This is a genomic window from Ruegeria sp. HKCCD6428, assembly GCF_013110595.1.
In the GTDB taxonomy this organism is placed as follows: Bacteria; Pseudomonadota; Alphaproteobacteria; order Rhodobacterales; family Rhodobacteraceae; genus Ruegeria.
This window is the reverse complement of sequence record NZ_WVQX01000001.1, coordinates 572,999-597,902: the sequence shown is the minus strand read 5'-3', so window position 1 is coordinate 597,902 and position 24,904 is coordinate 572,999. Positions and strand designations below refer to the sequence as shown.

Sequence of the window (24,904 nt, the reverse complement as noted above, 5' to 3'; positions counted from 1 at the left end):
AAAACCGGCCGGGATGCGCGCTTATCCATAGATCGCCGGGAAAAGTCAACACCAAAGCGTCGTCAGAGATCAGACGCCCTGAGTGTCTGTGCGACCGCCCGCCCCAACCGGAAAGAGATATCGTTGAACATCCGGTCAAAGCCGTCAAACAGCGCCTCATTCAGGGCGCGCCCGGTTTCGGTTCTGGAGAACGCAATATTCTCACGCATCTGGGTCTCGTTCAACGGCCGATAGGCCATCAGAAGAAAGGAATAAAGCCACGCCTCGGTTTCCGCTGCGCGGCTTTCTTTCTGTGACAGAAGTTCGGCCAGCAATTCCTGATCGTCGCCTTGCGCGTCGACATCAAGACCCTGAAAGAAGCTGTAGTCGGAACTCAGCGCCCCATGAACGTTCTTTTCGACAAGGTCATTTGCCCGGATGTACTCATCGACCAACTCGAAACGAGTCGAATCGCGCTCAACGGACTCGTAAGCTTCGCGGGCCATGTCCTCGATGGCCTGGTCCGACATCGCCTGCCGGGCCGAGTTTTCCAGCGACACGATCGTCTGACCAAGATCGCTTTCGAAAAACAGGATCGCCTGATCAAGCTGCGCAACGGACAGACCCGCCTCAAAGGCATCCGTCAGGAATTTCTGCATCCAGACCGGGTCGTAAATATCTTTGACCTGCGCTTCAAAATAGGCGCCGCCGGTATTGTCCAACAGCGTTTCGTCAAGTTCCTCGCGGTGCCCTTGACCTTCCTGTACGAGAATTTCCATCACATGCGAAAGATGCATGGCCTGCGCCAGCCGGTCGACCCTTTGATCGGCCAGCAATTGAGCGCCCCACAGAACAAACGCAATCGCCAGAAAAACGCGGTGCATCAAATATCCTGCGCGGGATGCAGTTCGGCCATTCGGGCCGCAAGTACTTCGAACCGCATGGCCATGATTTCGTATTGGATCGCGTTCAGCAGTTCATACACTTCCTGCATCAGGGGTTGTTCCAGCGCCTCGACATACGAGTCGACATCCGCATCGGAAAAGTCCTGATAGGTATACGCTGCCCCCGCAAGGCTGGACAGTTGCAGCGACTGGCGCATACCGGCTTCGTTCCGCTTCATCAGCGCACGCAATTCATCCGCATCAAGTTGCAGGTCAATGACACCTGATGCGCTGGCTGCCAGAAGAAAACGCACCTGAATTTCTTGCAGGGCCCGCACTGCGGTACCGGTCGAATCGATCGCCTTGTTCATACGCTTGAAACTTTCGACCCGTTGCGATCCGTCCTTGATCAAGTCTGCGATGATTTTTTGGCCTTCCAGCTGCTTGGCCTCATCGTCCTCGAGCATATGCGAGGCGTTTTCGGCCTCTACCAAGCGCTGACCCAGATCCGATGCATAAAAGTCAACCGCGTGTGTCAGAGCCTCATCACTCAGGGTTTGTTCGAGGATGGAAACCGCGGTCTCGTGCATGGCGCCGACGTCAAAGACTTCGTCTGCCAGACGCGTCCAGTCCGAACCGAAGCCATCGGGATCAATCCCCAGCATCTGGGGGGCAGACCTCGAGCTCAGCGCGATGCTTTCCAGGGCAACGTCAAACCCGGTCGTGGTCAGAAAGGCCTCTATCCGATCACGGCTGGCGGCGGAAAGTTCCAACGGGATCAGAACAAGCGCAAAGAGCGGGGCCAGAAACCAAAAGGCGGAGCGGCGTACAAACTGTATCATGGATATCAGACTAGGAGTTTTGCGCTGGCAGGCAACGGAAAATCCCGGGTTTCTTCAATTCCCGAATTTTCTGCTTGCACCCCTGCCCGTTCCTCACTAAATCCCCCCCTCACAGACCCCCGCGGAGAGGTGCCGGAGTGGTCGAACGGGGCGGTCTCGAAAACCGTTGTGGGTGCAAGCCCACCCAGGGTTCGAATCCCTGTCTCTCCGCCACTTTTCCGATGCTGGCCCAATGCTGCCTTTTGGCCCACTAGAAACGCCCGAAAATTGGTTGCGCCTGCGGGCCATTCCCGGCGGATCGCCGCCAAAACAGGGCGCGACATCTTTGTGCCGGCGTGTTCTTGCCGCGTTTCAAAGGACAATGAGCATAGCCCGGCTTATACTCTATTCTGCTGAGAATTATCGGGAATTCCCCTTTGTACCTGAGTTATTTTTAGCGCATCCCGGCGACACAATTTCCAAAGGAGACACACATGTCGCGTACTCTAATTCTTGCCATCGTCATCGCCGCAATTGGCGCCGGCGGATACTATTACCTGAATCAACCCGAACCCACACCCGCCGAGCGTTTGGAAACCGCGGCAGAAGAAGCCGCCGAAGCGGTGACAGACGCAGCTTCATCTGTACAGGACGCTGCCTCTGACGCTGTCGATGCAGCGACCGAACAAGCCGCCGAAGCAGCTTCGTCGCTGACGGACCAAGCTACAGAAGCGGCGTCATCGGTTGCAGATCAGGCAAGCGAAGCGGCGTCATCGGTGGCGGATCAGGCCTCTGATGCGGCTCAGGAGGCCAGCGATCAGGTGGCCGCGCTGGCCGGTCAAGGGCAGGAGTTGCTGAACTCATGGATTCAGGAAGGCAAGCTGGACCCGACCAACTTCGACTATGATGGCATTATGACATCCCTTCAGGACAGCACTCTGGCCACCGATCTGAAAGATCAGGCGATCAAGATTGTGAATGATATCAAGGATTCGCCTGAAACGATTGTTCAGAAAATTCAGGAACTGACCAACCTGCTGACCCAACAGTAAAGTGTTGAAGGCCGATCCACGGGTCGGCCTTTGCCCTGGGGCGCATCTGCGCTGCCCCTACGTTACGGTGTCGTTGAATTGACCTCTTGCGCGGCTTTTGATTGGCTGTGCCTGACAAAAAGCCCGCGCCCTGCCCGACTGGTCTGAGGCTTTTCGGACAAGGGGCGCGCTTTGATTCAGCCAAATTCGAGGATCAACCGATGACCGACCTGCCACAGACTATGTTCGCCGCAATCCTTAAGCATAACGGGTATTCCGGTACGGCCACCGGACCGGCCATTGAAAACGCCGCCGACTGGTTGGAAGGAGCCGAAGTTCCCACGCCGGAACCCGGCCCGGGCCAGGTGCTGATCCGTTTGCGCGCGGCTTCGGTCAATCCGTCCGATCTGCATTTCATCAAAGGTGAATACGGGCAGCCAAGGGTCAAGGGATCCCCCGCCGGCTTTGAAGGATGCGGAGACGTCGTGGCCGCAGGAAAGGGCGCCGAGGCCCTGCAAGGGCAACGCGTCGCGTTCGTCGCCGCCGGATCGGGGGCCTGGGCGGAATATGTCGTCACGCAGATGCAGATGTGCATCCCTCTGCGCCCTGATATCTCGGACGATGATGGGGCTGCTCAGATCGTCAATCCAATGACGGCGATGGCCATGGTGGATATGGCCAAGGCTGATGGAGATGCCTTTGTCGTATCAGCCGCGACCAGCCAATTGGGCAAGCTGATGTGCAGCCTTGGCCGCGACCTGGGGTTGAAGCCGATCGCCTTGGTGCGCCGGGCCGAGACGACAGGGATGTTGAAAGACCTTGGCGCGGCCGAAGTGCTGGTGACAACCGATGAAGACGTTGTCGCCAAGTTTGCGGATCTGAGCGCGCAGCTGAAACCGCGCGTGTTTCTGGATGCCGTGACGGACCAGTTGTCTGAACAATTGTTCTGCGCCATGCCCAACCGGGCGCGCTGGATCAGTTATGGCAAGCTGTCTACCGAGGCGCCGACGCTGACGCAGACCGGACAACTGATCTTCATGAGCAAGCGGATCGAAGGCTTCTGGCTGACAAACTGGATGATGTCGACCCCGCCCGCCGATCAGATGCGCGTCGTGGCCGAGGTTCAGGCCCGGTTTGCCGACGGACGCTGGAAAACGGATGTTTCAGAACATCTTAGGCTGAAAAATCTTGTGCCAAATCTGGCGGATGCGCTGAAAAAGAGTGACGGCAAGGTGATTATCACGCCATAGTAGAACAAACCCGCGTCACCGCAGGATACGCGCGGGCAGAACGCGACACCGGCAAACCGGTCGAGGGAGGACAGTTTGGATAACGCACAGCTGCTGATCAGCGGACTGGCAAACGGGTGTGTCTATGGCCTGATCGCGCTTGGCTTTGTTCTGATCTACAAGGCGACCGAAGCGGTAAATTTCGCGCAGGGCGATTTCATGATGCTGGGGGCCTTTGTCACCATCGGCCTGACCAACACCGAGTACATGGGCCTGCCGTTCTGGCTGGCCCTGCCGATATCACTGGGGATCATGGGGGCATTGGGATATCTTCTGGATCGCCTGATCATCCGTCGCCTGTTTGGCGAAAGTCAGACCGCCGTTGTTATCCTGACCATCGCCCTGGGCTTCGTGATCCGTTTCGTGGCCGGATTGATCTGGGGGCACGAACCGCAAACACTGCAAAACCCGCTGGCGGGGAAAGATCTGCGCTTTGGCGGCCTTGTGCTGGGGCTGGAGGATGTCGCCGTGATCGTCGTGACCATCCTGCTGACATGGGGCCTTTACGTCTTTTTCAAACGCTCCAAACTTGGGCTGGCGATGCAGGGGGCGTCGCAAAACCAGCTGGCGGCGTATTACATGGGCGTGCCTGTCAAGCGGGTTCAGGGGTTCATCTGGGCGCTGGCCGGGATCGTGGCGGGGATTGCAGGCATTCTGTTCGCCGCCAAGGGCGCCGTGGATCCGACAACAGGATTGCTGGGCATCAAGGCATTTGCCGCCGCCGTCATCGGCGGGTTCGGAAGCCTGCCCGGGGCGCTGGCCGGTGGTCTTGTCGTCGGGGTGATCGAGCCTTTCGCCAGCCGCTATATCGCGGCGGGTTACAGCCAGATCGCGCCATACGCCCTGCTGCTTGCCGTGCTGATCTTTCGCCCCAACGGGTTGTTCAGTCAGGTTCGGGTCAAAAAGGTCTGAGCCATGCGGATCATCTTCAAAACCGACTACATGCAGGATATCCGCCCGTGGAAAGACCGTTACCAGCTTGTCCTGTATCTGATCCTTCTGACGGTGGTTGCCGCAGCCCCCTGGTGGCTGGATGAGTTTTATCTGGGCGAGCTGACAAACGTGCTGATCTGGGCCATTGCCGGATTGGGTCTGATGGTCCTGACCGGGCATACAGGTCAAGTCAGTCTGGGCCACGCAGCCTTTCTGGCTTTTGGCTGCTATGCCAACGTTGCCCTGATTGAAGCCGGGGTGCCCTTTCTTCTCGCTTTTCCGCTGGCCGGCATCCTGACGGGGATCGCGGGCGTGACCGTTGCGATCCCTGCCCTGCGCCTGCATGGCATCTATCTGGCCATCTTCACCATGGCTCTTTCGATCCTGATGGACGACATCATCGTTCTGTCCGAACCCATCACTGGCGGCGTTGCGGGCAAATATGTCGGCGGGGTCGAAATCTTCGGCCATCTGGTGGACCGCTGGGGAACGCCCGATCAGTTTTTCTGGCTGGTCCTAACCGTCGCCGTGCTGGTCACACTGGGATATATCAACCTGCTGCGCGCGCCTTTGGGGCGCAGCTTCATCGCGGTGCGCGACTCTGAGGTTTCGGCCCAGGCGATGGGCATCGACATCGCGCGGACAAAGATGATCTCTTTCGCATTGTCCTGCGCGGTGACGGGCTGGGCCGGGGCGCTGATGGGGTTGTTCGCCGGAGCGTTCAACAACGAAACCTTCAGCGTTCTGATCTCGATCCAACTGCTTATGATGATCGTCATCGGTGGGCTGGGATCGATCCATGGCGCATTTCTGGGCGCGATCGTGATCGGGTTCCTGCCGCAGTTTCTGTCGATCTCAAAAGAATATGCCGGTGCCCTGTTCGGCGGCAATACAGTCGCCATTCCGGGGTTGGAGTTCGGCATCTTCGGCATGATCCTGATCGCCTTCATCCTGTTCGAACCCATGGGCATCTATGGCCGCTGGCTGAAAATCCGCACGTGGTTCGAGCTGTTCCCCTTCTATCGAAAAGACATGTTCAAACGGCAGAAATCCTATCTCAAGACGGAGCGTCTGAGATGAGCTTGCTGGAGTTCGAAAATGTAACCCTCAAGTTCGGCGGCCTGACGGCGGTGGATGACCTGTCATTCGACGTTCGGGAAGGTGAAATCTTTGCCATCGTCGGTCCAAACGGTGCGGGCAAGTCCACTGTTTTCAACCTGATTTCCCGGTTCTACGATCCCGTTGACGGGGCGATCTGGTATGACGGTCATGATCTGCTTCGGGTCAAACCGTCCGGTGTCGCCGCTTATGGCGTGGCGCGGACATTTCAGAACATCGAGCTGTTCGAACACGCAACCGTTCTGCAAAACCTGCTGGTCGGACGCCACCGCCACCGCAGGACAAACTTGATTTCCGAGATTCTGTTCACCCCGTCGGCAAAGCGACAGGAACTGGAAAACCGCGATAAAGTCGAACGGATCATCGACTTTCTCGACCTGCAAGCCTATCGCGACAAGATGATATCGGGGCTGCCCTACGGCGTGCGCAAAGTGGTCGAAGTTGCACGGGCTTTGGCAACTGACCCAAAACTCTTGCTGCTGGATGAGCCGGCCTCGGGGTTGTCCGTGGAAGAAACAACGGACATGCGTTGGTGGATCGATGATATCCGACGGCAGATGGGCATCACCGTTTTGATGGTAGAACATGACATGGGCCTGGTCTCGGGCGTGTCAGACCGGGTTCTGGCCATGGCAGACGGCGCAAAACTGGCGCTTGGGACCCCGGCCGAAGTTCAATCGCACCCGGCAGTGATCGAAGCCTATCTTGGGAAGGCTTCATGAGCGCGCCAATCCTGAAAATCCGAAATGTCGAAAGCTTTTATGGCCCGATCATGGCCATTCGCGGTGTTTCGCTGGACGTTCACGAAGGTACGATTGTTTCGATCCTTGGCGCAAACGGTGCCGGCAAGACGACGTTGATGAAAACCGTCTCGGGGGTGATGGACCCGGAAAAAGGCACGATCACCTTTGATGGAGACGACATTCAGGGGGCCGAGCCGCATACCGTCGTCCAGCGCGGGATCGTGCATGTACCCGAAGGGCGCGAGGTGTTTCCCCTGCTCACCGTCGATGAAAACCTGAGCCTCGGCGCGTATACCCGAACGGACAAAGTGCAGATCGACCAGGATCGCGAGCTTGTTTTCAGTTACTTTCCCGTTCTGAAAGATCGTCGCACGCAAGAGGCCGGCACCCTGTCAGGTGGGCAGCAACAGATGCTGGCAATCGGACGTGGGCTGATGGCCCGTCCCCGCATCATGCTGCTGGATGAGCCGTCGCTGGGTCTGTCACCGCTTTTGGTGCAGGAAATATTCACCATTCTGAAACGTCTGAACGAAGAACAGCATATGACGATGCTGCTGGTCGAACAGAACGCCAATGCGGCGTTGCGGCTGGCGCATCATGGATACGTGATGGAGGTAGGCCGCATCGTCATGGACGGCGCTGCGGATACGTTGCTGAAATCCGAAGACATCCAGAACTTCTATCTTGGCGTGCAGGAAGAAGGCGCACGCGAAAGCCGCCGTTGGAAACGCAAGAAGACGTGGAGGTAAGCAAGATGGATGCCACGCCCCTCGCCTCGCAGGTCAAGATCAACGGCGTTGAACTGAATGCAACCCCCGGACAACGCCCGTTGCGCGTGGATGGGTGCACCACCATCAGCATGCTGTTTCAACACCGTTGCGCGGAACTGGGGGATCGTACAGCCCATCGCGAAAAGGATTTGGGCATCTGGAAGTCATATTCCTGGGCCGACTACTGGCAGCACGCCAAGTGGATCGGGCTTGCCCTGCGCAAGCTGGGCCTGGAACGCGGTGACGTTGTTTCGATCCTGTCCGAGGACCGCAAGGAATGGATGTGGTTCGATATGGGCATTCAGTGCGTCGGGGGCATTTCTTCTGGCGTCTACACCACGGATTCGGCCAATCAACTGCAATATCTGGTCAACGACAGTGGCAGCAAGTTCCTCATCGTCGAGGACGAAGAGCATCTGGACAAGTTTCTGGAAGTCGAAAATCAAGTTCCGGAACTGATCAAGGTGATCATTCTGGAAGACGAAGGCTTGCACGACCTGAGCCATCCGCGCTGCATGATGATCGACGATCTTTACGCTTTGGGCCAGCAGGCCGAACAGGAAGATCCGGGACGGTTCGAAGCCGAAATCGCATTGGCCAAACCTCAGGATACAGCCTTGCTGGTTTATACATCCGGCACCACCGGCCAGCCCAAGGGTGCGATGTTAAGCCATGAAAACATCCTGGCCGGCATCGAGGCCGGTGCCTGGTCATTGCCAACACAGGCCAGTGACGAACAACTGTGCTTTCTGCCGCTCTGCCATATCCTGGAACGCGACGTATCCGTCTATTTCCCGCTGGCCGCCCGCTGCACGGTGAATTTCGCGGAAAGCCCTGAGACGGTCTTTGCAAATCTGCAAGAGGTCTCGCCTTCGACCTTCACGGCAGTGCCGAGAGTTTGGGAAAAGATCTATGCGCATGTGCAAATCCTGGCGCAGGATGCAACGCCGTTGGGTCGAATGGCATACGGTCTTGCCCTGAAGGCCGGCGCACGGCGGGCCGGGTACGTGAGTTCGGGAAAACCCGTTCCCGCCGCCATCGCAGCCCGGTTCTGGGTTTGGGATCAGTTGGTTCTGAAGAATTTGCGCCGGATGCTCGGTTTGGACAAACTGCGCCGGGGTGGCACGGGTGCTGCGCCTATCTCGGCGGATTTGTTGAAATGGTACTGGGCCATCGGCGTGCCGATCGTCGAGGGCTTCGGCATGACCGAAACGTCCGGCCTTGCCACACTCAACACTGTGGAAAGCAACAAGATCGGAACCATCGGCAAGGTCGTCCCGGGGTGCGATATCCGCATCTCGGACGAGGGTGAAATTCAACTCAAGGGCATGAACATCTTTCAGGGCTATTGGCGCAACAACGCAAAGACGGCGGAAAGCTTTACTGCCGATGGCTGGCTGCGCACCGGCGATATGGGACGTATCGACAAGGACGGGTACGTTACCATCACCGGCAGGTTGAAAGACATCATCATCACCGCCGGTGGCAAGAACATAACCCCGGCCGAAATCGAAAGCCGGCTGAAGTTCAGCCATTACATCTCGGACGCGGTGATCATCGGCGACCGGCGCAAATACCTCACGGCGCTGATCATGATCGATCAGGAAAATGTCGAAAAATATGCGCAGGACCAGAAAATCCCTTTCTCGAACTTTGCCTCGCTTTGCGCCGCGGCCGAAGTCAAGGAGCTGATCGGCGCCGAAGTGGCCGCAGTCAACAAGGAATTCGCACGGGTCGAGCAGATCAAGGATTTTCGCCTGATCGACGTTCTGCTGACCGCCGAGGATGACGAGCTTACCGCCACAATGAAGCTGAAACGCGGCCTGGTCGAAAAGAAACACGGACATCTGATTGAAGACATGTACACTTAGCCAAAGAGTTTTCGGGAGGAGAAAGATGAAGAAGTCATTCAAATGGCTGGCCGCCGCCACGGCGTTGACCGCCTCGGCAAGCATCGGTTGGGCTCAGACGCAGGGCGTGACGGATGATGAGATTGTCATCGGGTCCGTCAACGACCTGAGCGGCATCTTTGCCGCGGTGGGTGTCCCGGCGACCAAAGGTGCCAACGTGGTATTCGACCGGGTGAACGAAGCCGGTGGCATACACGGGCGCAAAATCCGCTATGTGGTCGAGGACAACGGATACCAGATGCCGCGTGCGATGCAGGGCTACAACAAACTGCTGAACCGCGACAAGGTGTTCGCCATGCTGCAATCGCTTGGCACGCCGATGAACATGGCTGGGTTCAAGTTGTTGGATCCCAAGGGCATTCCCAACGTGGCCCCTCTGACCGCTGCGCGTCAGATGTTGCAAGAGCCGATGCGAAACAAGTTCACGTCTTTCTCGACCTACTATGATCAGGCGCGTGTCGGTGTGAAATATCTGGCCGGCGAATTTGGATCAAAGACGGTTTGCACCATGTATCTGCCAACAGATTTCGGTGAGGAAATTCTTGAAGGCAGCAAGACCGGCGCCGAAGAAGCCGGGATCGCTTTTGGATCTGAAACGACCCACAAGCCGGATGAGACAGATTTTGTCGGGTCGCTCAGCAAGCTAAAGGAAGAGGGCTGCGATATCGTCACCATGGCGCTTGGCGTGCGGCAGGCGATCACCGTAGTAGGCACGGCCAAGAAGATGGGTCTGACGGACATGAAGTTCCTCGGGACTTCGGCCAGTTTCCTGACTGTCGTGGCACAGGTTCCCGGTGGGGTGACTGACGGGTTTTATGCAGCAGCCTCGTGGCAGGATCTTTGGGCGCGTGCGGACCAACCTGCCCCGGCGGCATTTATCGAAGAATACAAGGCCGCGACCGGCGAAGATCCGGTTGGATTTGCCATGTTGGGCTATTCCGCTGCCGAAATGATGGTCAAGGCGCTTGAAGCAGCGGGCCCTGACCTGACGCATGACAGCTTTATCGAAGCGATGGAGTCGCTGGACTATCAGGATGACCTGGTCGGCAACCACATTACCTATGGCCCGGATGATCACCAGGGGGCGGATACGGTTTTCGTCAATGTCGTTGAAAACGGCGCATGGAAACTGGTTTACGAAGAATAAGATTTCCCGCAAAACAATGCAAAAGGGCTCGCAATTGCGAGCCCTTTCTTTGTTGGGTTTTCCCGGCGAATTAACGCTTGGAGAACTGGAACGAACGGCGGGCTTTGCGCTTACCGAATTTCTTACGTTCCACAACGCGGCTGTCGCGGGTCAGGAAGCCAGCAGCTTTCAAAGCGCCGCGCAGGTTGGGATCGTACAGTTGCAGCGCTTTCGAGATGCCGTGCTTGACCGCACCGGCCTGACCGGTCAGGCCACCGCCTTTGACAGTGGCGACAACGTCGAACTCGCCTTCGACACCAGCAACCTGAAACGGCTGGCGCAGGATCAGTTGCAGAACGGGGCGTGCAAAATAGACGTCCTGATCCTTGCCGTTCACGGTGACCTTGCCGGAACCCGGCTTGATCCAAACGCGGGCAACAGCGTCTTTACGCTTGCCGGTGGCATAGGAACGGCCCAGCTCGTCACGTACGGGTTCACGCACGATGACTTCTTCGGCCACGGTTTCAACGCCTGCGACGGCGCTCAGCTCTTCGAGAGTATTGATCTGATCAGCCATCGGTCATTAGCTCCGGGTGTTTTTCTTGTTCATGGACTTGACGTCCAGAACTTCGGGCGCTTGCGCCTCGTGGGGATGCTCGGCACCGGCATAAACGCGCAGGTTGGTCATCTGCTTGCGCGCCAGACGATTGCCCGGCAGCATGCGCTTGACCGCCTGGGTGACGACGCGCTCGGGGTGTGCACCTTCCAGGATCTGCTGTTTGGTGCGCGACTTGATGCCGCCCGGGTGGCCAGTGTGCCAGTAGAAGTTTTCGTCGCGCTTCTTGCCGGTCATCTGGATCTTGTCAGCGTTGATCACGATGACGTTGTCGCCCATGTCCATGTTCGGGGTGAACGACGCTTTGTGCTTGCCACGCAGGCGCATGGCGACGATCGACGCAAGACGGCCCAGAACAACGCCCTCGGCGTCGATCAGGATCCATTTCTTGTCGATGTCTGCAGGTGTTGCAGAAAAGGTTTTCATGGCAGGATAGTCCTGTTTGATGTGAAAGACCGCCCCAAGCGAGGCGGCCCGAATTCGATGTATGCGTATCTAGACACCCATGATCGCCACGTCAAGCGACCAAACGCCATTTAAAATGTTTTAAAACAATGACTTGTTAAATAGGTATTATTTTACCCCATATCGTCAGCACGGAAATCGCCCCAATTTCGACACTCTGATACACTCGGTTGGAATTGATCATGCTCAACCTCGGAGGGTCGCATGCAGGAATTGATGCGCACGATTGAAAACTATGGCGCGGCCTGGCAGGAAAAGTCCGCCGATAAACGGCTTGCGCTTCTGACCCAGTGCTTTGCGGAAAACGGTCGGTACGTGGATCCGACAGCCGATGTTTCAGGCCGAGAGCAGTTGAGTGCACATATCGGCGAAGTCCTATTGACTTCGAATGGGCGTGTCGAAATCACCAGCAGTCCGGTGTCGCACCATGATGTCGTCCACTTCACGTGGCATATGGTGGCCCCGGACGGCGCAATCATGGTGGCCGGGCATGATTTCATTCGATTGGACAAGGACGGAAGAATTGCCCATCTGGCCGGTTTCTTTGGCGACCCGCCGCCGCTGAGTTGAATGCTAGACGCTGATCTGTTCAGGCGGATTGTCCAGCAAAGCGCGCAACCTCAGCATTGCGTCCTCGAACCGTTCCAACGAAACGTGGCCATTCATTGCGATGCGTACGGCGTTTGGGGCGCGCCCGTCGCGCAGGGCGAACTCATCCGCTGATCTGAGCTGAATGCCTTCCCGCTCTGCCGCGCGGCTGAACGCGGCAGACCGCCACCCCGATGGCAGGTTCAGCCAGACAAACGGCACATCCGGTGCCCAGTTCAGATCGAAACCACCCAGCGCATTGACGGTGATCCGAACATAATCGCCCATCCGTTTGCGCACATCCTGGGCAATCTGGCGGGTACGCGGATCCGACAGCAGCAGCCGGGTCAGTTCGGCCAAGGGTTGAGCCAGGCCAAAATACCCATATTCGGCCGATCGGCGCAGATCAGCGCTGCGATCCTTTGGGGCAATGGCAAAGCCAACGCGCAAAGCCGGTGTGAGTATCTTTGAAATGGACGACACGTGCCAGCCCCGCTCGGGGGCGAGCGCACGATAACTGGGTTCACGCGCCTCTCCCATGCGATAGCAATCGTCTTCCACGATCTGAAGGTCGAAGCGCCGGGCGACGTCCACGACCTCTTTCCTGCGTGCCAGCGGCGTGTGGATGCCGGTGGGGTTCTGAACTTCTGGCGAGACGCAAACGGCCTGAGCATTGGTTTGCCGCAAAACATGCTCCATCGACGCCGGATCGATGCCCCATTTGTCCATCTTGACGCCAATGACTTCGGCGCGCATCAACTCTCCGGCCCGACGGAACCCGGCGTAAGAGAGGTCCTCAACCAACACGATCGGTTTGGGTCCGCGCAGGATGGTCTGGAACACCAGACACAATCCGTTCTGACCGCCATGGGTCAAGACGATGTCATCATGGGTCAGCGGGCCCAGCGGCAAATCCGACAGCCAATCCACGACCGATTGCCTCATGGGAATATACGCGTCCCGCGTGGGGTAATTCAGAAACAGCCCGGGATCAGCTTGCGAAACCTTTTGCAGGCATTCCCGGATGAGCGCGACCTGCCCCGCATCCGGCAAACGCGGGCTGAACAGGCTGACATTGGCGTTGTACTTGTCTTCCCTCAGATGCAGTTGCCTGGCCCAGACATCATCCAGAATCGGTGATTTCGGCGGGGCCACAAATGTACCACGCCCAACCTCGGCGTGGAGCAAGCCTTCGTCAGTCAGGATCGTATAGGCACGTGCGACTGTACCAGGTGTGATTTGCAGGCGATACGCCAGTTCACGAACCGGCGGAAGCTTGGCGCCAACATCTAATTTCTTGTCACCAATGGCTTTTCTTATTGCGTCAGCAACCAATGTGTATTTCGGACCCTTGGATTTTGGCAGAGCCTCCGGCCAAATTGTATCCATTACAATTCTTCCTTTGCCTTTGACACAATTTCGAATGTATCAAATCTGTGTACCAAGCAACACTGTTTTGTGTCAATACAATTTGAAAGGAATTCCGAGATGACACGCACAATGCACACCACCGCCCTTCTGCTGCTGAACGACAGCCCACGGCTGCCTCTGCTCGCGGCTATGGCCGTGCGGTTTGCGGCGGCGGTCACTCAATGGGAACGCCGTCGCCGCAGTCGCGTCAATCTGAGCTATCTGGATGACCGTCTGCTTCAGGACGTCGGGCTGACCCGCCATCAGGCTGGCCGGGAAACAAAGCGCTTTTTCTGGCAGCCCTGACTGATCACCAGTCCCAATTATTGGGACCTCTTCCTGGGCCGGGGCCTGTCCCCGGCCTTTTTTATCCGAAATTCGCGGCAGCGGACCCTGCTGGCGGCAGGGAATAGGTCATCGTTGCCCGTGCAACCGGAAGATCACTGCCTTCCGAGTATAAAAGCACATCCCCAACGGCCAGTGTTTTTCCCAGCTTCAACAAACGACAGGCCGCAATCATATCGGCGCCGCCTTCCGGCTTGCGCAGGAAATCAAAAGAACTGTTGGTGGTAACGGCCAGTGACTGACGCCCTTTTCGTGCCAGAACCATCGCATAGACACTGACATCGGCAAGCCCGAACATCGACGGGCCCGATACCGTGCCCCCGGGACGCAGATGTTGATCCTGAACCACAAGGCGCATGGTGATCGTGTCTTCGGTCAAATCTTCAACGACGAAATCCTTGTGCACCTGCGGGAACACCTCTTTGAGGTATTGTGACAGTTCGTCCCGATTCATTGCCAAAGCCATACTTCCCCTCCTGCTCTTGCCGACCTAGAGTTGGCCCAACTTGGGAACGGAGGGCAAGATGGCAATTCTGGAACGTTACGACACGGGCGCGGTGGCACGGCTGACACTGAACGCCCCGGACCGGCTGAACGCATTGAGTGATGAGATGCTGGCTGCGCTGCAAGCCGAACTTGATGCGCTGCGCGACGACGGCTCGATCCGGGCCGTAGTCCTGTCAGGGGCGGGAAAGGCGTTTTGCGCCGGGCATGACCTGAAGCAGATGACGGCCGGACGCCAATCCGAAGATGGTGGCAAAGCTTACTTTCAAGATCTCTTTTCCCGTTGCGCCCGGATGATGATGTCGATCCAGTCCCTGCCGCAACCCGTTATCGCGCAAGTCCATGGCATTGCGACTGCCGCCGGGTGTCAGTTGGTAGCGACCTGCGACATGGCAGTGGCGGCGGAGGGAACACGGTTTGGTGTCAACGGGGTCAATATCGGCTTGTTCTGTTCCACGCCGATGGTGGCTCTCAGCCGCAACATCCCCAGAAAGCAGGCATTTGAAATGCTGACCACCGGCGAATTCATTTCAGCAGAGCGCGCCGCCGAATTGGGGCTGGTAAATCGCGTCGTTCCAGAAGCGCTGCTGGAACAAGAAGCCAACGGGCTTGCGGAACTGGTCGCATCCAAGCTTGGCGTCGCCGTGAAGATCGGCAAAGAAGCGTTCTATCAACAGCTGCAAATGCCTTTGGACCAAGCTTATGCCTATACCGGAGACGCAATGGCGCAGAATATGTTGTACCGCGATACAGAAGAAGGCATTTCCGCCTTTATTGAAAAGCGCCCCCCGAATTGGACCCAATGACGCAATTGTTTTGAACATTTTTTGCCACTGTTTTCATTTTTGCACTTTCCAAAAGGGCAACTCTGTGGCAAAGCTGGGTCGAGGCCAAGGCCTCAAGACACTTTTGGGTCGCCGTGGGCGGAAGGTCCCTCCAGCTGGTCTCTCTCACCAGCGCTGACATTCCCGCAGCGGCGACCCCAAGACCCCTCCACCAAATCAGTCACGTACAATACGGCAGTTGCGCCTGTGTGTGCGGTGCCCTATGTGGCTGCACATGACACAAGTTTTGCATATCGTCGGCGGTGGAATGGCCGGGTCCGAAGCGGCCTGGCAAGCCGCTGAAATGGGCGTTGACGTGATCATTCATGAAATGCGCCCCACCGTTGGCACCTTCGCACATCAGACAGGAAACCTGGCGGAAATGGTGTGTTCGAACTCGTTCCGATCGGATGATGATGAACAGAATGCCGTCGGTCTGCTGCACTGGGAAATGCGAGCAGCCAATGGGTTGATCATGACAACCGCCGACGCACACAGGCTCCCTGCCGGGGGGGCTCTGGCCGTGGATCGCGACCCGTTTGCCGAAACGGTCACCGCAAAACTGCGCGCCCACCCACGCGTGAGCGTCACCGATCAGGAAGTCACCTCGCTGCCTGATGACGGCCATTGGATATTTGCGACCGGCCCGTTGACCTCACCCGCATTGGGGGAAGCCATCCGGGCGGAAACGGGATCGGACGCGCTGGCCTTCTTCGATGCAATCGCGCCCATTGTCTATGCCGACAGCATCGACATGAGCAAAGCGTGGATGCAATCCCGGTATGACAAAGGCGAGACCGAGGAAGAACGCACGGCTTACCTGAACTGCCCGATGGACCGTGATCAGTACGAGGCTTTCATCGACGCCCTTCTGGCAGCGGACAAAACCGAGTTTCACGAAGGTGAGACCGCAGGCTATTTTGATGGCTGCCTTCCCATTGAAGTCATGGCCGAACGCGGGCGCGAGACACTGCGCCATGGTCCGATGAAGCCTGTTGGGCTGACAAACCCCCATGCACCTGACGTCAAACCCCATGCCGTGGTTCAGTTGCGGCGCGATAACGCGTTGGGCACATTGTTCAATATCGTGGGGTTTCAGACCAAGATGAAATACGGCGCCCAGACCGACGTGTTCCGCATGATCCCCGGCCTGGAAAACGCCAGCTTTGCCCGGCTGGGCGGCATCCACCGCAACACGTTCATCAACTCTCCTACCCTGCTCGATGCACAGATGCGCTTGAAATCCAAGCCCAACATCCGCTTTGCCGGCCAGATTACGGGCGTCGAAGGCTATGTTGAAAGCGCCGCTATGGGATTGCTTGCCGGTCGCATGGCCGCCGCGGAAATACTGGGGCGAGACTTGCCCGAAGTTCCGAAAGACAGTGCAATGGGTGCGTTGATCCATCACATTACGGGCGGGGCCGAAGCCAAGACGTTTCAGCCGATGAACGTAAACTTTGGCCTGTTCCGCCCCGTGGACGGCCTGAAAGGCGGGCGGCGCGGCCGGAAGGACCGGTACAAGGCCTATACCGATCGTGCCAAGACAGAATGGCAAACCTGGTTGGATCAATGCTGACTGGACGCGCGGCGTGATCTCGGCCTAGCATGACGGGATGAGCGACAAGTTCCTGGACAGCACCTACAATCTCGACACGCCTGAAGACACTGAAACGCATTATCAGAACTGGGCCGCGACCTACGAAAAAGAGGTCGCGGAACAGGGATATGCAACCCCGGGACGGGTGGCCGCGGCTTTGTGGCAATTCCACCCTCACCCCCAAACGCCGATTCTGGACTTCGGCTGCGGAACGGGGCTTTCCGGTCTCGCCTTGCGGGCGGCGGGATTTGAGGTCATCGATGGCATCGACCCCACCCCCAAAATGCTGGAAGAGGCAGAGGCCAAGGGTGTTTACCGAACTCTGACCGGGTTTGACATCACCAAACCGGCCCCCCTCAGGCGCGGCGCGTATTCGGTGATCACCGCAATCGGTGTCATCGGTCAGGGCGCGGCCCCGCCCGAGACATTCGACCAGTTGATGCACGCCTTGCCCAAAGGTGGGTTGCTGGCGTTTTCCCTGAACGACCATGCGCTGTCAGATCACAAATTCACCTGCCGACTGACGGATTGGGTCGACATGGGTGCCGCACGTTTGCTATTTCGTGAACACGGGCCGCACTTGCCCGGCATCAACCTTAACTCTGACGTGTATGTTATAGAAAAAGCGTGACTTTCGTAACGCGTTTCGCGCCATCCCCGACTGGCCCGCTTCACCTTGGTCACGCGTATTCTGCGATGATCGCCAGTGATATGGCCAGATCTGAACGCGGCCGGTTCTTGCTTCGCATCGAAGATATCGATCGGTCCCGCTCGCGCTCGCATTGGGAGGACCAGATCTATGATGACCTCAATTGGTTGGGGCTGACATGGCCGGAACCAGTGCTGCGTCAATCAGATCGGCTGAGTATCTATGATCTCGCGTTGGAGCGGTTGTGGATGAAAGGTCTTCTGTATCCCTGCCTGTGCAATCGCAAGGATATTGCCGCCGCCGCAAGCGCGCCCCAGGAAGGCGCGCCCTTGCTTGGGCCAGACGGAATTATCTATCCCGGAACGTGTCGAAAAATAAACCAGGGTATAGACTTAAGTCAAAACCCTCACCCGAGGGACCAGGTGTTGCGACTGGATGTTGCCAAGGCCTGTCAAACAATCCAAGATCCGGCCAAATTCCAATTCTTGGAACTGGGCTCCGGCCCCGGTGGCGAAACAGGAACAATTTCTTTTACCCCGGATGAGTTGGAAACCAGTGTCGGCGATATCGTTCTGGCCCGCCGCGACATGGGCACGTCCTACCATTTATCCGTCGTTCTTGACGACGCGGCCCAGGGGATCACCCATGTGGTCCGAGGTCAGGATCTGTTCGAAGCCACACGCATCCATGTGCTGCTTCAGGTGCTGTTGGATTTGCCGACGCCTGTGTATTATCATCACGATCTGATCCGCGATGACGCCGGCAAACGGCTGGCGAAACGCGACGATGCGCGTGCCATCGCGAAATACCGGGCCGATGGTGCCAGCCCGGCAGACATCCGGCATATGGTGGGGCTTTGATCTGACTCGGTTACTCCATCGGGGCCATCAGTTCGGTCTCGGCCCCGTCCCGCACCGCAGTATAAAAGCACGTCCGGCGGTTGGTGTGACAGGCAGCACCGGTTTGACGCACCAGAACCAACAGGCAATCGCGGTCACAGTCGATGCGGAAATCCACCAGTTCCTGCACATGGCCCGAAGTTTCACCCTTGATCCAGAAAGATTGACGCGAGCGCGACCAATAGGTCACCCTGCCCGTTTCCAGTGTCTTTTCAATGGCCTGTGCGTTCATCCATGCCATCATCAGAACCTCGCCCGACACCTCATCCTGCGCAATTGCCGGAATCAGCCCCGCCTCGTTATATTTCAGAGTCGATGGATCAAACGCGACGGGGTGAGACATGACAAAAACCTTTTGCATCCGTTGGGTTGGTCACTATGTATGAGGAACACACGACGAGGGAAAGCCATGAGCGGCGAGAACGACCTGATCAAGCTGTATTCCGGACGCATTCTGGCGTTGGCGGCGGACATCCCGCATCTGGACCGTTTGGAAAACCCGGATGCAACGGTCAAGAAACGCTCGCCTCTTTGCGGCTCTACCGTGACGGTTGATTTGAAGGTTCAGGATGGACGTGTCAGCGCCTTCGGGCAGGACGTCAAAGCTTGCGCGCTGGGACAGGCCTCGGCTTCGGTGGTTGGCGACGCGATCATTGGTGCCACGCGTGCGCAGGTCGAAGCAGCGCGCGATCAGCTTGCGGCCATGTTGAAAAAGGACGGCCCCGCCCCGGATGCGCCGTTTGACGGTCTTGAGGTCCTGATGCCGGCGCGGGACTACAAGAACCGCCACGCGTCAATTCTGCTGGCGCTGGATGCCGCCGCCGAAGCCATGGCGCAGGCCGAACAGGCAGATTGCGCCTGATCATAGCTATTTGATGTAAACCCGTTTACCTTCCGCTTAAATTTAAGGAGGGATGGGTTTTGGAAAATCTACTCGAGCATTTTGTAACTCTTTGGGTCGTAATAGACCCGATTGGAACTATTCCCGTTTTCATTGCCGTCACTGCGGGGCTAGAGGCCGCCGCGCGTCGCAAAACAGCGCTGTTGGCATCGATAATAAGCGCCGGTGTCCTTTTGTTCTTTCTCGTGTTTGGGCAATTGCTGATCGAAGCGCTGGATATTGGACTGAATTCATTTCAGGTCGCAGGCGGCATCATCTTGTTTCTGTTCGCTCTGACCATGATCTTTGGCGAAAGCAAACAAGACATAGAACAGCGTCAGGCCGAAGAGGATCAGGAAGATAAGTATCACAAGCAGAATCCCGCGATATTTCCTCTTGCGGTTCCGTCTCTGGCCTCGCCCGGCGCGATGCTTGCAGTGGTGATCCTGACGGACAACCATAGATACAGTGCAGCCGATCAGGGGATTACCGCATTGGTCATGCTGTCGGTTTTGGTAGTAGCCTTTGTTCTCATGCTTCTGGCCGAACCGATCATCCGCCTGATTGGCCATTCAGGAGCGGCGATAATCAGCCGTATCATGGGGATGATCCTAGCCTCGGTCGCGGTCAATTCGGTCCTGTCCGCATTGCTTGAGATTTTCAAAACCGGCCAGTTGTAAAAAAACCGCCGCACCTTCCGGGCGAAAGGGCGGCGGTAAGCATTGCGTGTCTCGCGTGGGGTCCGGATTACCGCACGGGGCCGAGGCAAGGCCCCTCAAGGGGTTTGGGACAGGCAGGTCACCCTTGACTGAAATGGGGATGACAGCGCGGTTTTTTTCGGCACGAGATCGCAGGCAGAAAGGTTTAGAAGCCAACCGGCAGGTGCAAGGCGACCATCAGGATCACGACCAGAGACATCACGCCCACGGCATCCTGTAGGATCGTCGATTGCGAGCGGCTGAATACGGTCTTGATCTGGGTCAGCATAGGGTCACCTCCGGTCAGAGCTTTAATCCTGTGTTGACCTTTTGTTCTCATATTTACGCGAGTCGGTAAAGAACTTTTTGAGAACATTTGTGAACTTTCTGGAACTTTTTGCCTAACCCACTGAAATCAAACGGATCGCCTGATCCTGCTTCATCAGCCACAAAAGTACGCGTGCCGCGCGCCCCCGGTCCGAGGTCAGCTTGGGATCCGCATTCAGCAATGCCCGGGCATCGGATTGGGCCACGGCCATCAAGCCGGCCTGACGCTCGAGATCCGCAATGCGGAACTTTGGCAGACCGGACTGCGCAGTTCCGATCAGATCCCCGGCGCCGCGCATCTCCAGATCGGTTTCCGAAATACGGAACCCGTCTTCGGTTTCACGCAGAACCTCCAGCCTTTTGCGTCCCCCGTCGCTGAGCGGCGGTTGATACATCAACAGACACGTCGATTCCGCATGACCCCGGCCCACGCGGCCGCGCAATTGATGCAGTTGGGCCAGACCAAAGATTTCGGCCCGTTCGATGACCATGATCGTGGCATTGGGCACATTGACCCCCACTTCTATGACGGTCGTGGCCACAAGAACCTTGGTGTCCCCGTTCTGGAATGCGGACATTGCCGCGTCTTTTTCCGACGGCGGCATTTGCCCGTGAACCAGCCCGACCACACCTTCGCCCAAAATGGCACGCAAGCGTTTGAACCGTTCTTCAGCTGCCGTCAGGTCTGAGACCTCGGATTCATCGACCAAGGGGCAGACCCAATAGCATTGCCGCCCCTCATCAATCGCCCGACGCAGATGCGACACGACCTCGTCCATGCGCTGCGTACTGACAATCGCTGTCTTGATCGGTTTGCGCCCCGGCGGCTTTTCGTCCAGCACCGACACATCCATATCGCCATATTGCGCCAGCGCCAGACTGCGTGGAATCGGGGTGGCGGTCATCACCAATACATCCGCGCCCTGCCCTTTTTCCGACAACTCCATCCTCTGGCGCACGCCAAACCGGTGCTGTTCATCAACTATGGCCAAGCGCAGCGCTTTGAATTCAACATCACTCTGAAACACGGCATGGGTGCCGACCAGAATTTGGATATTGCCATTTTTCAAAGCCTCAAGCTTGGCGCGCCGCTCTGCGCCCTTGTCACGCCCGGTGAGCAGTTCCAACACCACTCCGGCCTCTTCCGCCAACGGGCGCAACCCTTCCAAGTGCTGGCGGGCGAGTATCTCGGTCGGGGCCATCATCACGCCCTGCCCTTTAGCCTCGACTGCAATCAGAAGGGCCATGAAGGCCACCAATGTCTTGCCGGCCCCCACGTCACCCTGCAACAATCGGTTCATGCGGGAATCCGATGCCATATCGGCCGCGATTTCCTCGATCGCGCGGCTTTGTGCGCTGGTCGGACGATAAGGAAGGCTGGCCAACACCCTGGATTGCAACGCGCCTGTCCCTACGCTGACGACACCACGGTATTTCCGCTCTCGCTGACGCGCCAGAGCCAGCGTCAACTGATGGGCGAACAGCTCGTCATAGGCCAGACGCTGACGCGCGGGCGCAAATGGTGAGACATCATCAGCCCCCTGAGGATTGTGGCCAGCACGAATTGCCGAGATCCAATCCGGCCAGTTTTGCTGTGCCATCTGCGCCGGGTCGATCCATTCGGCCAGCTCTGGCGCCCGCGCCAATGCGCTGCGGGTGGCCTTGAAGGCCGTCTTTTGGGTCAGCCCCTGTGTCAGATGGTATACCGGTTCGAATTCCGGAATTTCACTGGCTTGCTCGACCGGCAACATATGATCCGGATGCACCATCTGAGCCATGCCATCGAACAGCTCCAGCTTGCCCGAGATCAAACGGCGCGCGCCCTGAGGCAGCACTTTCTTCAGATAGTCCCCGCGCGCGTGGAAGAAAACCAGCTGAAAATCGGCCTGGCTGTCTTCGACATGCACGCGGTATGCGCCACCCTTGTTTCGAGGCGGCCTGTGTGGGCCGACAGTCACTTCGACCGTCAACGTCGCGGGCAGATCGACGCCCTGAATCGTCTCTCGCCGACGTCGGTCGACGACGGCATAAGGCAGGCCGAACAGAACGTCGCGTGGGCTCTCAACGCCGGCCTGTTGCAGGACCTGCGCGGTCTTGGGGCCGACGCCCTCGAGTGTTTCAAGCCCCGCAAACAGCGGGAACAGCTGTTCCGGCCTCCCGCTCATGCGCCTTCGATCAGCTGCAACCAGCCATCCTCATCCAGGGTTTCGATACCCAGCTCTGCCGCTTTCCTGGCTTTCGAACCCGCACCGGGCCCGGCGACCAGAATATCTGTTTTCTTGCTGACGGAACCGGAAACCTTCGCTCCCAACGCCTCGGCCCGTGCCTTTGCCTCGGCGCGGGTCATCTTTTCCAGAGTACCGGTGAACACGACCGTCTTGCCAGCCACCGGGCTGTCTGAGGCGGGCGCATCAGGTGCGACGATTGTCAGTTCCTTGCGCAACGTATCGAACGCGCGCCTCTCTTCCACGTTCGAAAACGCATCGGACAGGGACAGACCCAGCGTTGCGCCAATCCCATCTATTCCAATCAACTCAGCCCAGGCGGCATTGGCATCCGGCGGAACACGCGCCGCGGTTATGGCCGCATCCCGCACTTCCTTGACACGTGCCCGACGACCTTCTGCCAGCGCGGCTGCCCGTTCGGCATCCTCGGCCTCATCCGCTTGCCGCTGAGCCAAAGCCGCAGGGCGGGCGGCGTCCAGGGCCTGCGTCATGGTCTCCCAATCGCGGTAAAACAGCGCCAGGTCGCGCGCTCCGACCTCGCCGACATGTCGAATGCCCAAAGCGAACAACAGGCGCGCAAACGGAATGGTCCGCTTTTCGTCGATCGCGGCAAACAGGTTTCTGGCCGAGGTTTCCCCCCACCCATCCCGGTTTTTCAGCCGTGCCAGATTGGCCCTGTCACGCTGCTCCAGTGCAAAGATATCCGCCGGAGTCTTTATCGGAAGGATCGGATCATCATAGAACATCTCGATCTGTTTTGCACCAAGGCCTTCTATGTCAAACGCCTTGCGCGAGACGAAATGTTTCAGTTTTTCAACGGCCTGCGCGGGGCAAATCAAGCCACCGGTGCAGCGGCGGACCGCATCACCTTCTTCACGGATCGCCTCGCTTTGACATTCCGGACAGCGCGTCGGAAAGGTAAAGGGCTGCGAACCGGCCGGGCGCTTGGACAGATCAACATCTGACAGTTTCGGAATCACATCCCCGGCGCGGTATACCTGAACCCAGTCACCGACACGAATATCCTTGCCATCGCGGATCGTGCCGCCCTTGGCATCGCGCCCCGCGATATAGTCTTCGTTGTGCAAGGTGGCGTTGGACACAACAACACCACCCACAGTCACTGGATGCAACCGGGCAACCGGGCTAAGCGCGCCTGTGCGACCGACCTGAATGTCGATCGCCTCCAGCCTCGTCCAGGCCAGTTCGGCCGGGAACTTGTGAGCAATCGCCCATCGCGGCGTAGTTGAGCGGAACCCCAAACGCGCCTGAAGCGACAGATCATTCACCTTGTAGACGACCCCGTCGATGTCATAGCCCAAGGTGGAACGTTGCGCTTCGATATCCCGGTAATGTTCCAGCATCTCTTGCGTCGTTTTGCACAGGCGGGTCAGGGGATTCGTCGAAAATCCAAGTGATTTCAACCGCTCGATCGCCCCTATCTGCGAGTCGGACAATGGCTCTGAAACCTCTCCCCAGGCGTAAGCAAAGAAACGCAACGGGCGCGAGCGCGTGATTTCCGGATCCAGTTGTCGCAAAGACCCCGCCGCCGCGTTTCTTGGATTGGCAAAGGGTTTTCCGCCGCGCTCTGCCTGCCGCGCGTTCAACGCCTCGAAATCCGCGTGAGACATGTAAACCTCACCCCTGACTTCCAGAACCTCTGGCGCGTTTTCAAGGTGCTGCGGGATATCAGATACCGTGCGGGCATTGGCCGTTACGTTTTCACCGACTTCACCATCTCCGCGCGTGGCAGCCTGAACAAGCTGTCCGTTTTCATACCGCAATGACAACGACAGGCCATCAATCTTGGGTTCGGCGGTGTAGGCCAGACTTTCACCCGCCCCAAGACCCAGGTATTTCCGGATCGACCTGTCGAAATCGGCCACGTCGTCATCATCGAAAGCGTTGCCCAGCGACATCATGCGCACGGCGTGCGTGACTTTCGAAAAACCATCAGCAGGCTTTGCACCCACTTGATCCGTCGGGCTGTCGGGACGCTTGAGATGAGGGAAGCGCGCTTCTATCTCGGCATTGCGCCGTTTGAGAGCGTCATAGTCGGCATCCGACATGTCAGGCGCATCAGCCGTGTGATACAGCGTGTTTGCTTTCGACAATAGTTCGGCCAGACGTGCAAGCTCGGCACGCGCCTCATCTTCCGTCAGCTCGGATATGGAAATTAAGTTGCTCATGGCCTCGCCCTGTCACGCGTACTTGGACCTCAGTGATAGGGCGAGGCCATGGCCAGGTCCAGACGTGCTGAGCCGTGAGTGCA

Annotated in this window: 26 protein-coding genes and 1 tRNA gene; 17 read left to right on the top strand and 10 right to left on the bottom strand. The window is 57.8% G+C overall.

What is annotated here, in order from left to right; genetic code table 11:
* Window positions 1-62 precede the first annotated feature (62 nt).
* Window positions 63-863: a DUF2059 domain-containing protein gene (locus tag GS620_RS02920; protein WP_171362865.1), complete on the bottom strand. Its 801-nt coding sequence runs from the start codon at window positions 861-863 to the stop codon at window positions 63-65.
* Entirely contained in the window at window positions 863-1,705 is an 843-nt protein-coding gene (locus tag GS620_RS02915) for a DUF2059 domain-containing protein (protein ID WP_171168195.1), read from the bottom strand. Before GS620_RS02915 ends, GS620_RS02920 begins: the two co-directional genes overlap by 1 nt.
* 123 nt (window positions 1,706-1,828) lie before the next feature.
* Between GS620_RS02915 and GS620_RS02910 the strand changes: the two genes are divergently transcribed.
* The 9 genes from GS620_RS02910 (at window position 1,829) to GS620_RS02870 (ending at window position 10,626) form a co-directional block, all read left to right on the top strand.
* Window positions 1,829-1,918 (top strand) — tRNA-Ser (locus GS620_RS02910).
* 260 nt (window positions 1,919-2,178) lie between these two features.
* The gene (locus tag GS620_RS02905) at window positions 2,179-2,736 is read left to right on the top strand and encodes a hypothetical protein (RefSeq protein WP_152457959.1); all 558 of its coding nucleotides are present in this window, start codon (window positions 2,179-2,181) and stop codon (window positions 2,734-2,736) included.
* 200 nt (window positions 2,737-2,936) lie between these two features.
* Window positions 2,937-3,965, top strand: coding sequence for an alcohol dehydrogenase catalytic domain-containing protein (locus GS620_RS02900; RefSeq protein ID WP_171613985.1), 1,029 nt, complete (start codon window positions 2,937-2,939; stop codon window positions 3,963-3,965).
* 75 nt (window positions 3,966-4,040) lie between these two features.
* Entirely contained in the window at window positions 4,041-4,916 is an 876-nt protein-coding gene (locus tag GS620_RS02895) for a branched-chain amino acid ABC transporter permease (protein WP_171613982.1), read from the top strand.
* 3 nt (window positions 4,917-4,919) lie between these two features.
* The gene (locus GS620_RS02890) at window positions 4,920-6,017 is read left to right on the top strand and encodes a branched-chain amino acid ABC transporter permease (RefSeq protein WP_152457956.1); all 1,098 of its coding nucleotides are present in this window, start codon (window positions 4,920-4,922) and stop codon (window positions 6,015-6,017) included.
* Window positions 6,014-6,778, top strand: coding sequence for an ABC transporter ATP-binding protein (locus tag GS620_RS02885; RefSeq protein WP_171613980.1), 765 nt, complete (start codon window positions 6,014-6,016; stop codon window positions 6,776-6,778). The genes GS620_RS02890 and GS620_RS02885 overlap by 4 nt, the downstream gene beginning before the upstream one ends.
* Complete coding sequence (locus tag GS620_RS02880; RefSeq protein ID WP_171613978.1) at window positions 6,775-7,548, top strand: ABC transporter ATP-binding protein; 774 nt, start codon at window positions 6,775-6,777, stop codon at window positions 7,546-7,548. The genes GS620_RS02885 and GS620_RS02880 overlap by 4 nt, the downstream gene beginning before the upstream one ends.
* 5 nt (window positions 7,549-7,553) lie before the next feature.
* On the top strand, window positions 7,554-9,440 hold the full coding sequence (locus GS620_RS02875; protein ID WP_171613976.1) for a long-chain fatty acid--CoA ligase: 1,887 nt from the start codon (window positions 7,554-7,556) through the stop codon (window positions 9,438-9,440).
* Between the two features lie 25 nt (window positions 9,441-9,465).
* Entirely contained in the window at window positions 9,466-10,626 is a 1,161-nt protein-coding gene (locus tag GS620_RS02870) for an ABC transporter substrate-binding protein (RefSeq protein ID WP_171115963.1), read from the top strand.
* A gap of 70 nt (window positions 10,627-10,696) precedes the next feature.
* On the opposite strand, the gene rpsI is transcribed toward GS620_RS02870, so the two are convergent.
* Both rpsI and rplM read right to left on the bottom strand, forming a co-directional pair.
* Window positions 10,697-11,182 carry a 30S ribosomal protein S9 gene (gene rpsI / locus GS620_RS02865; protein ID WP_152457951.1) on the bottom strand — a complete coding sequence of 162 codons (486 nt, stop codon included), beginning with the start codon at window positions 11,180-11,182 and terminating at the stop codon, window positions 10,697-10,699.
* Window positions 11,183-11,188: 6 nt separating this feature from the next.
* Window positions 11,189-11,647, bottom strand: coding sequence for a 50S ribosomal protein L13 (gene rplM, locus GS620_RS02860; protein ID WP_171328443.1), 459 nt, complete (start codon window positions 11,645-11,647; stop codon window positions 11,189-11,191).
* A 243-nt stretch (window positions 11,648-11,890) separates the two neighbouring features.
* Here rplM and GS620_RS02855 point away from each other — a divergent pair, with 243 nt between their 5' ends.
* A complete protein-coding gene (locus GS620_RS02855) occupies window positions 11,891-12,256 on the top strand; it encodes a nuclear transport factor 2 family protein (RefSeq protein WP_171613974.1) in 366 nt (121 codons plus the stop codon).
* 3 nt (window positions 12,257-12,259) lie between these two features.
* Here the strand turns inward: GS620_RS02855 and GS620_RS02850 are convergent, their stop codons facing one another.
* A complete protein-coding gene (locus tag GS620_RS02850) occupies window positions 12,260-13,663 on the bottom strand; it encodes a PLP-dependent aminotransferase family protein (RefSeq protein ID WP_171613972.1) in 1,404 nt (467 codons plus the stop codon).
* A 99-nt stretch (window positions 13,664-13,762) separates the two neighbouring features.
* Here GS620_RS02850 and GS620_RS02845 point away from each other — a divergent pair, with 99 nt between their 5' ends.
* Window positions 13,763-13,990, top strand: coding sequence for a DUF1127 domain-containing protein (locus GS620_RS02845; RefSeq protein ID WP_171613970.1), 228 nt, complete (start codon window positions 13,763-13,765; stop codon window positions 13,988-13,990).
* A gap of 61 nt (window positions 13,991-14,051) precedes the next feature.
* Here the strand turns inward: GS620_RS02845 and GS620_RS02840 are convergent, their stop codons facing one another.
* Window positions 14,052-14,495, bottom strand: a complete 444-nt coding sequence (locus tag GS620_RS02840; RefSeq protein ID WP_171228740.1) for a PaaI family thioesterase — start codon at window positions 14,493-14,495, stop codon at window positions 14,052-14,054.
* A 58-nt stretch (window positions 14,496-14,553) separates the two neighbouring features.
* On the opposite strand from GS620_RS02840, the gene GS620_RS02835 reads away from it, so the two are divergent.
* The 4 genes from GS620_RS02835 to gluQRS all read left to right on the top strand — a co-directional run bounded on the left by GS620_RS02835 (window position 14,554) and on the right by gluQRS (window position 18,463).
* On the top strand, window positions 14,554-15,339 hold the full coding sequence (locus GS620_RS02835; protein WP_171168213.1) for an enoyl-CoA hydratase: 786 nt from the start codon (window positions 14,554-14,556) through the stop codon (window positions 15,337-15,339).
* Between the two features lie 253 nt (window positions 15,340-15,592).
* Window positions 15,593-16,933: a methylenetetrahydrofolate--tRNA-(uracil(54)-C(5))-methyltransferase (FADH(2)-oxidizing) TrmFO gene (trmFO, locus tag GS620_RS02830; protein WP_171613968.1), complete on the top strand. Its 1,341-nt coding sequence runs from the start codon at window positions 15,593-15,595 to the stop codon at window positions 16,931-16,933.
* Between the two features lie 37 nt (window positions 16,934-16,970).
* On the top strand, window positions 16,971-17,585 hold the full coding sequence (locus GS620_RS02825; protein ID WP_171613966.1) for a class I SAM-dependent methyltransferase: 615 nt from the start codon (window positions 16,971-16,973) through the stop codon (window positions 17,583-17,585).
* Window positions 17,582-18,463: a tRNA glutamyl-Q(34) synthetase GluQRS gene (gene gluQRS, locus GS620_RS02820; RefSeq protein ID WP_171168219.1), complete on the top strand. Its 882-nt coding sequence runs from the start codon at window positions 17,582-17,584 to the stop codon at window positions 18,461-18,463. The genes GS620_RS02825 and gluQRS overlap by 4 nt, the downstream gene beginning before the upstream one ends.
* Window positions 18,464-18,473: 10 nt before the next feature.
* Here the strand turns inward: gluQRS and hisI are convergent, their stop codons facing one another.
* Window positions 18,474-18,863 carry a phosphoribosyl-AMP cyclohydrolase gene (hisI, locus tag GS620_RS02815; RefSeq protein ID WP_171228735.1) on the bottom strand — a complete coding sequence of 130 codons (390 nt, stop codon included), beginning with the start codon at window positions 18,861-18,863 and terminating at the stop codon, window positions 18,474-18,476.
* Between the two features lie 48 nt (window positions 18,864-18,911).
* On the opposite strand from hisI, the gene GS620_RS02810 reads away from it, so the two are divergent.
* Together GS620_RS02810 and GS620_RS02805 are read left to right on the top strand one after the other, a co-directional pair.
* Entirely contained in the window at window positions 18,912-19,364 is a 453-nt protein-coding gene (locus tag GS620_RS02810) for an iron-sulfur cluster assembly scaffold protein (protein WP_152457940.1), read from the top strand.
* 59 nt (window positions 19,365-19,423) lie between these two features.
* Entirely contained in the window at window positions 19,424-20,062 is a 639-nt protein-coding gene (locus GS620_RS02805; RefSeq protein WP_152457939.1) for a MarC family protein, read from the top strand.
* Between the two features lie 184 nt (window positions 20,063-20,246).
* Here the strand turns inward: GS620_RS02805 and GS620_RS22180 are convergent, their stop codons facing one another.
* The 3 genes from GS620_RS22180 to ligA all read right to left on the bottom strand — a co-directional run bounded on the left by GS620_RS22180 (window position 20,247) and on the right by ligA (window position 24,821).
* Window positions 20,247-20,369, bottom strand: coding sequence for a hypothetical protein (locus tag GS620_RS22180; protein ID WP_256367496.1), 123 nt, complete (start codon window positions 20,367-20,369; stop codon window positions 20,247-20,249).
* A 112-nt stretch (window positions 20,370-20,481) separates the two neighbouring features.
* Entirely contained in the window at window positions 20,482-22,572 is a 2,091-nt protein-coding gene (gene recG, locus GS620_RS02800) for an ATP-dependent DNA helicase RecG (protein WP_171613964.1), read from the bottom strand.
* Window positions 22,569-24,821 carry an NAD-dependent DNA ligase LigA gene (ligA, locus tag GS620_RS02795; protein ID WP_171613962.1) on the bottom strand — a complete coding sequence of 751 codons (2,253 nt, stop codon included), beginning with the start codon at window positions 24,819-24,821 and terminating at the stop codon, window positions 22,569-22,571. The genes recG and ligA overlap by 4 nt, the downstream gene beginning before the upstream one ends.
* Window positions 24,822-24,904: the final 83 nt, after the last annotated feature.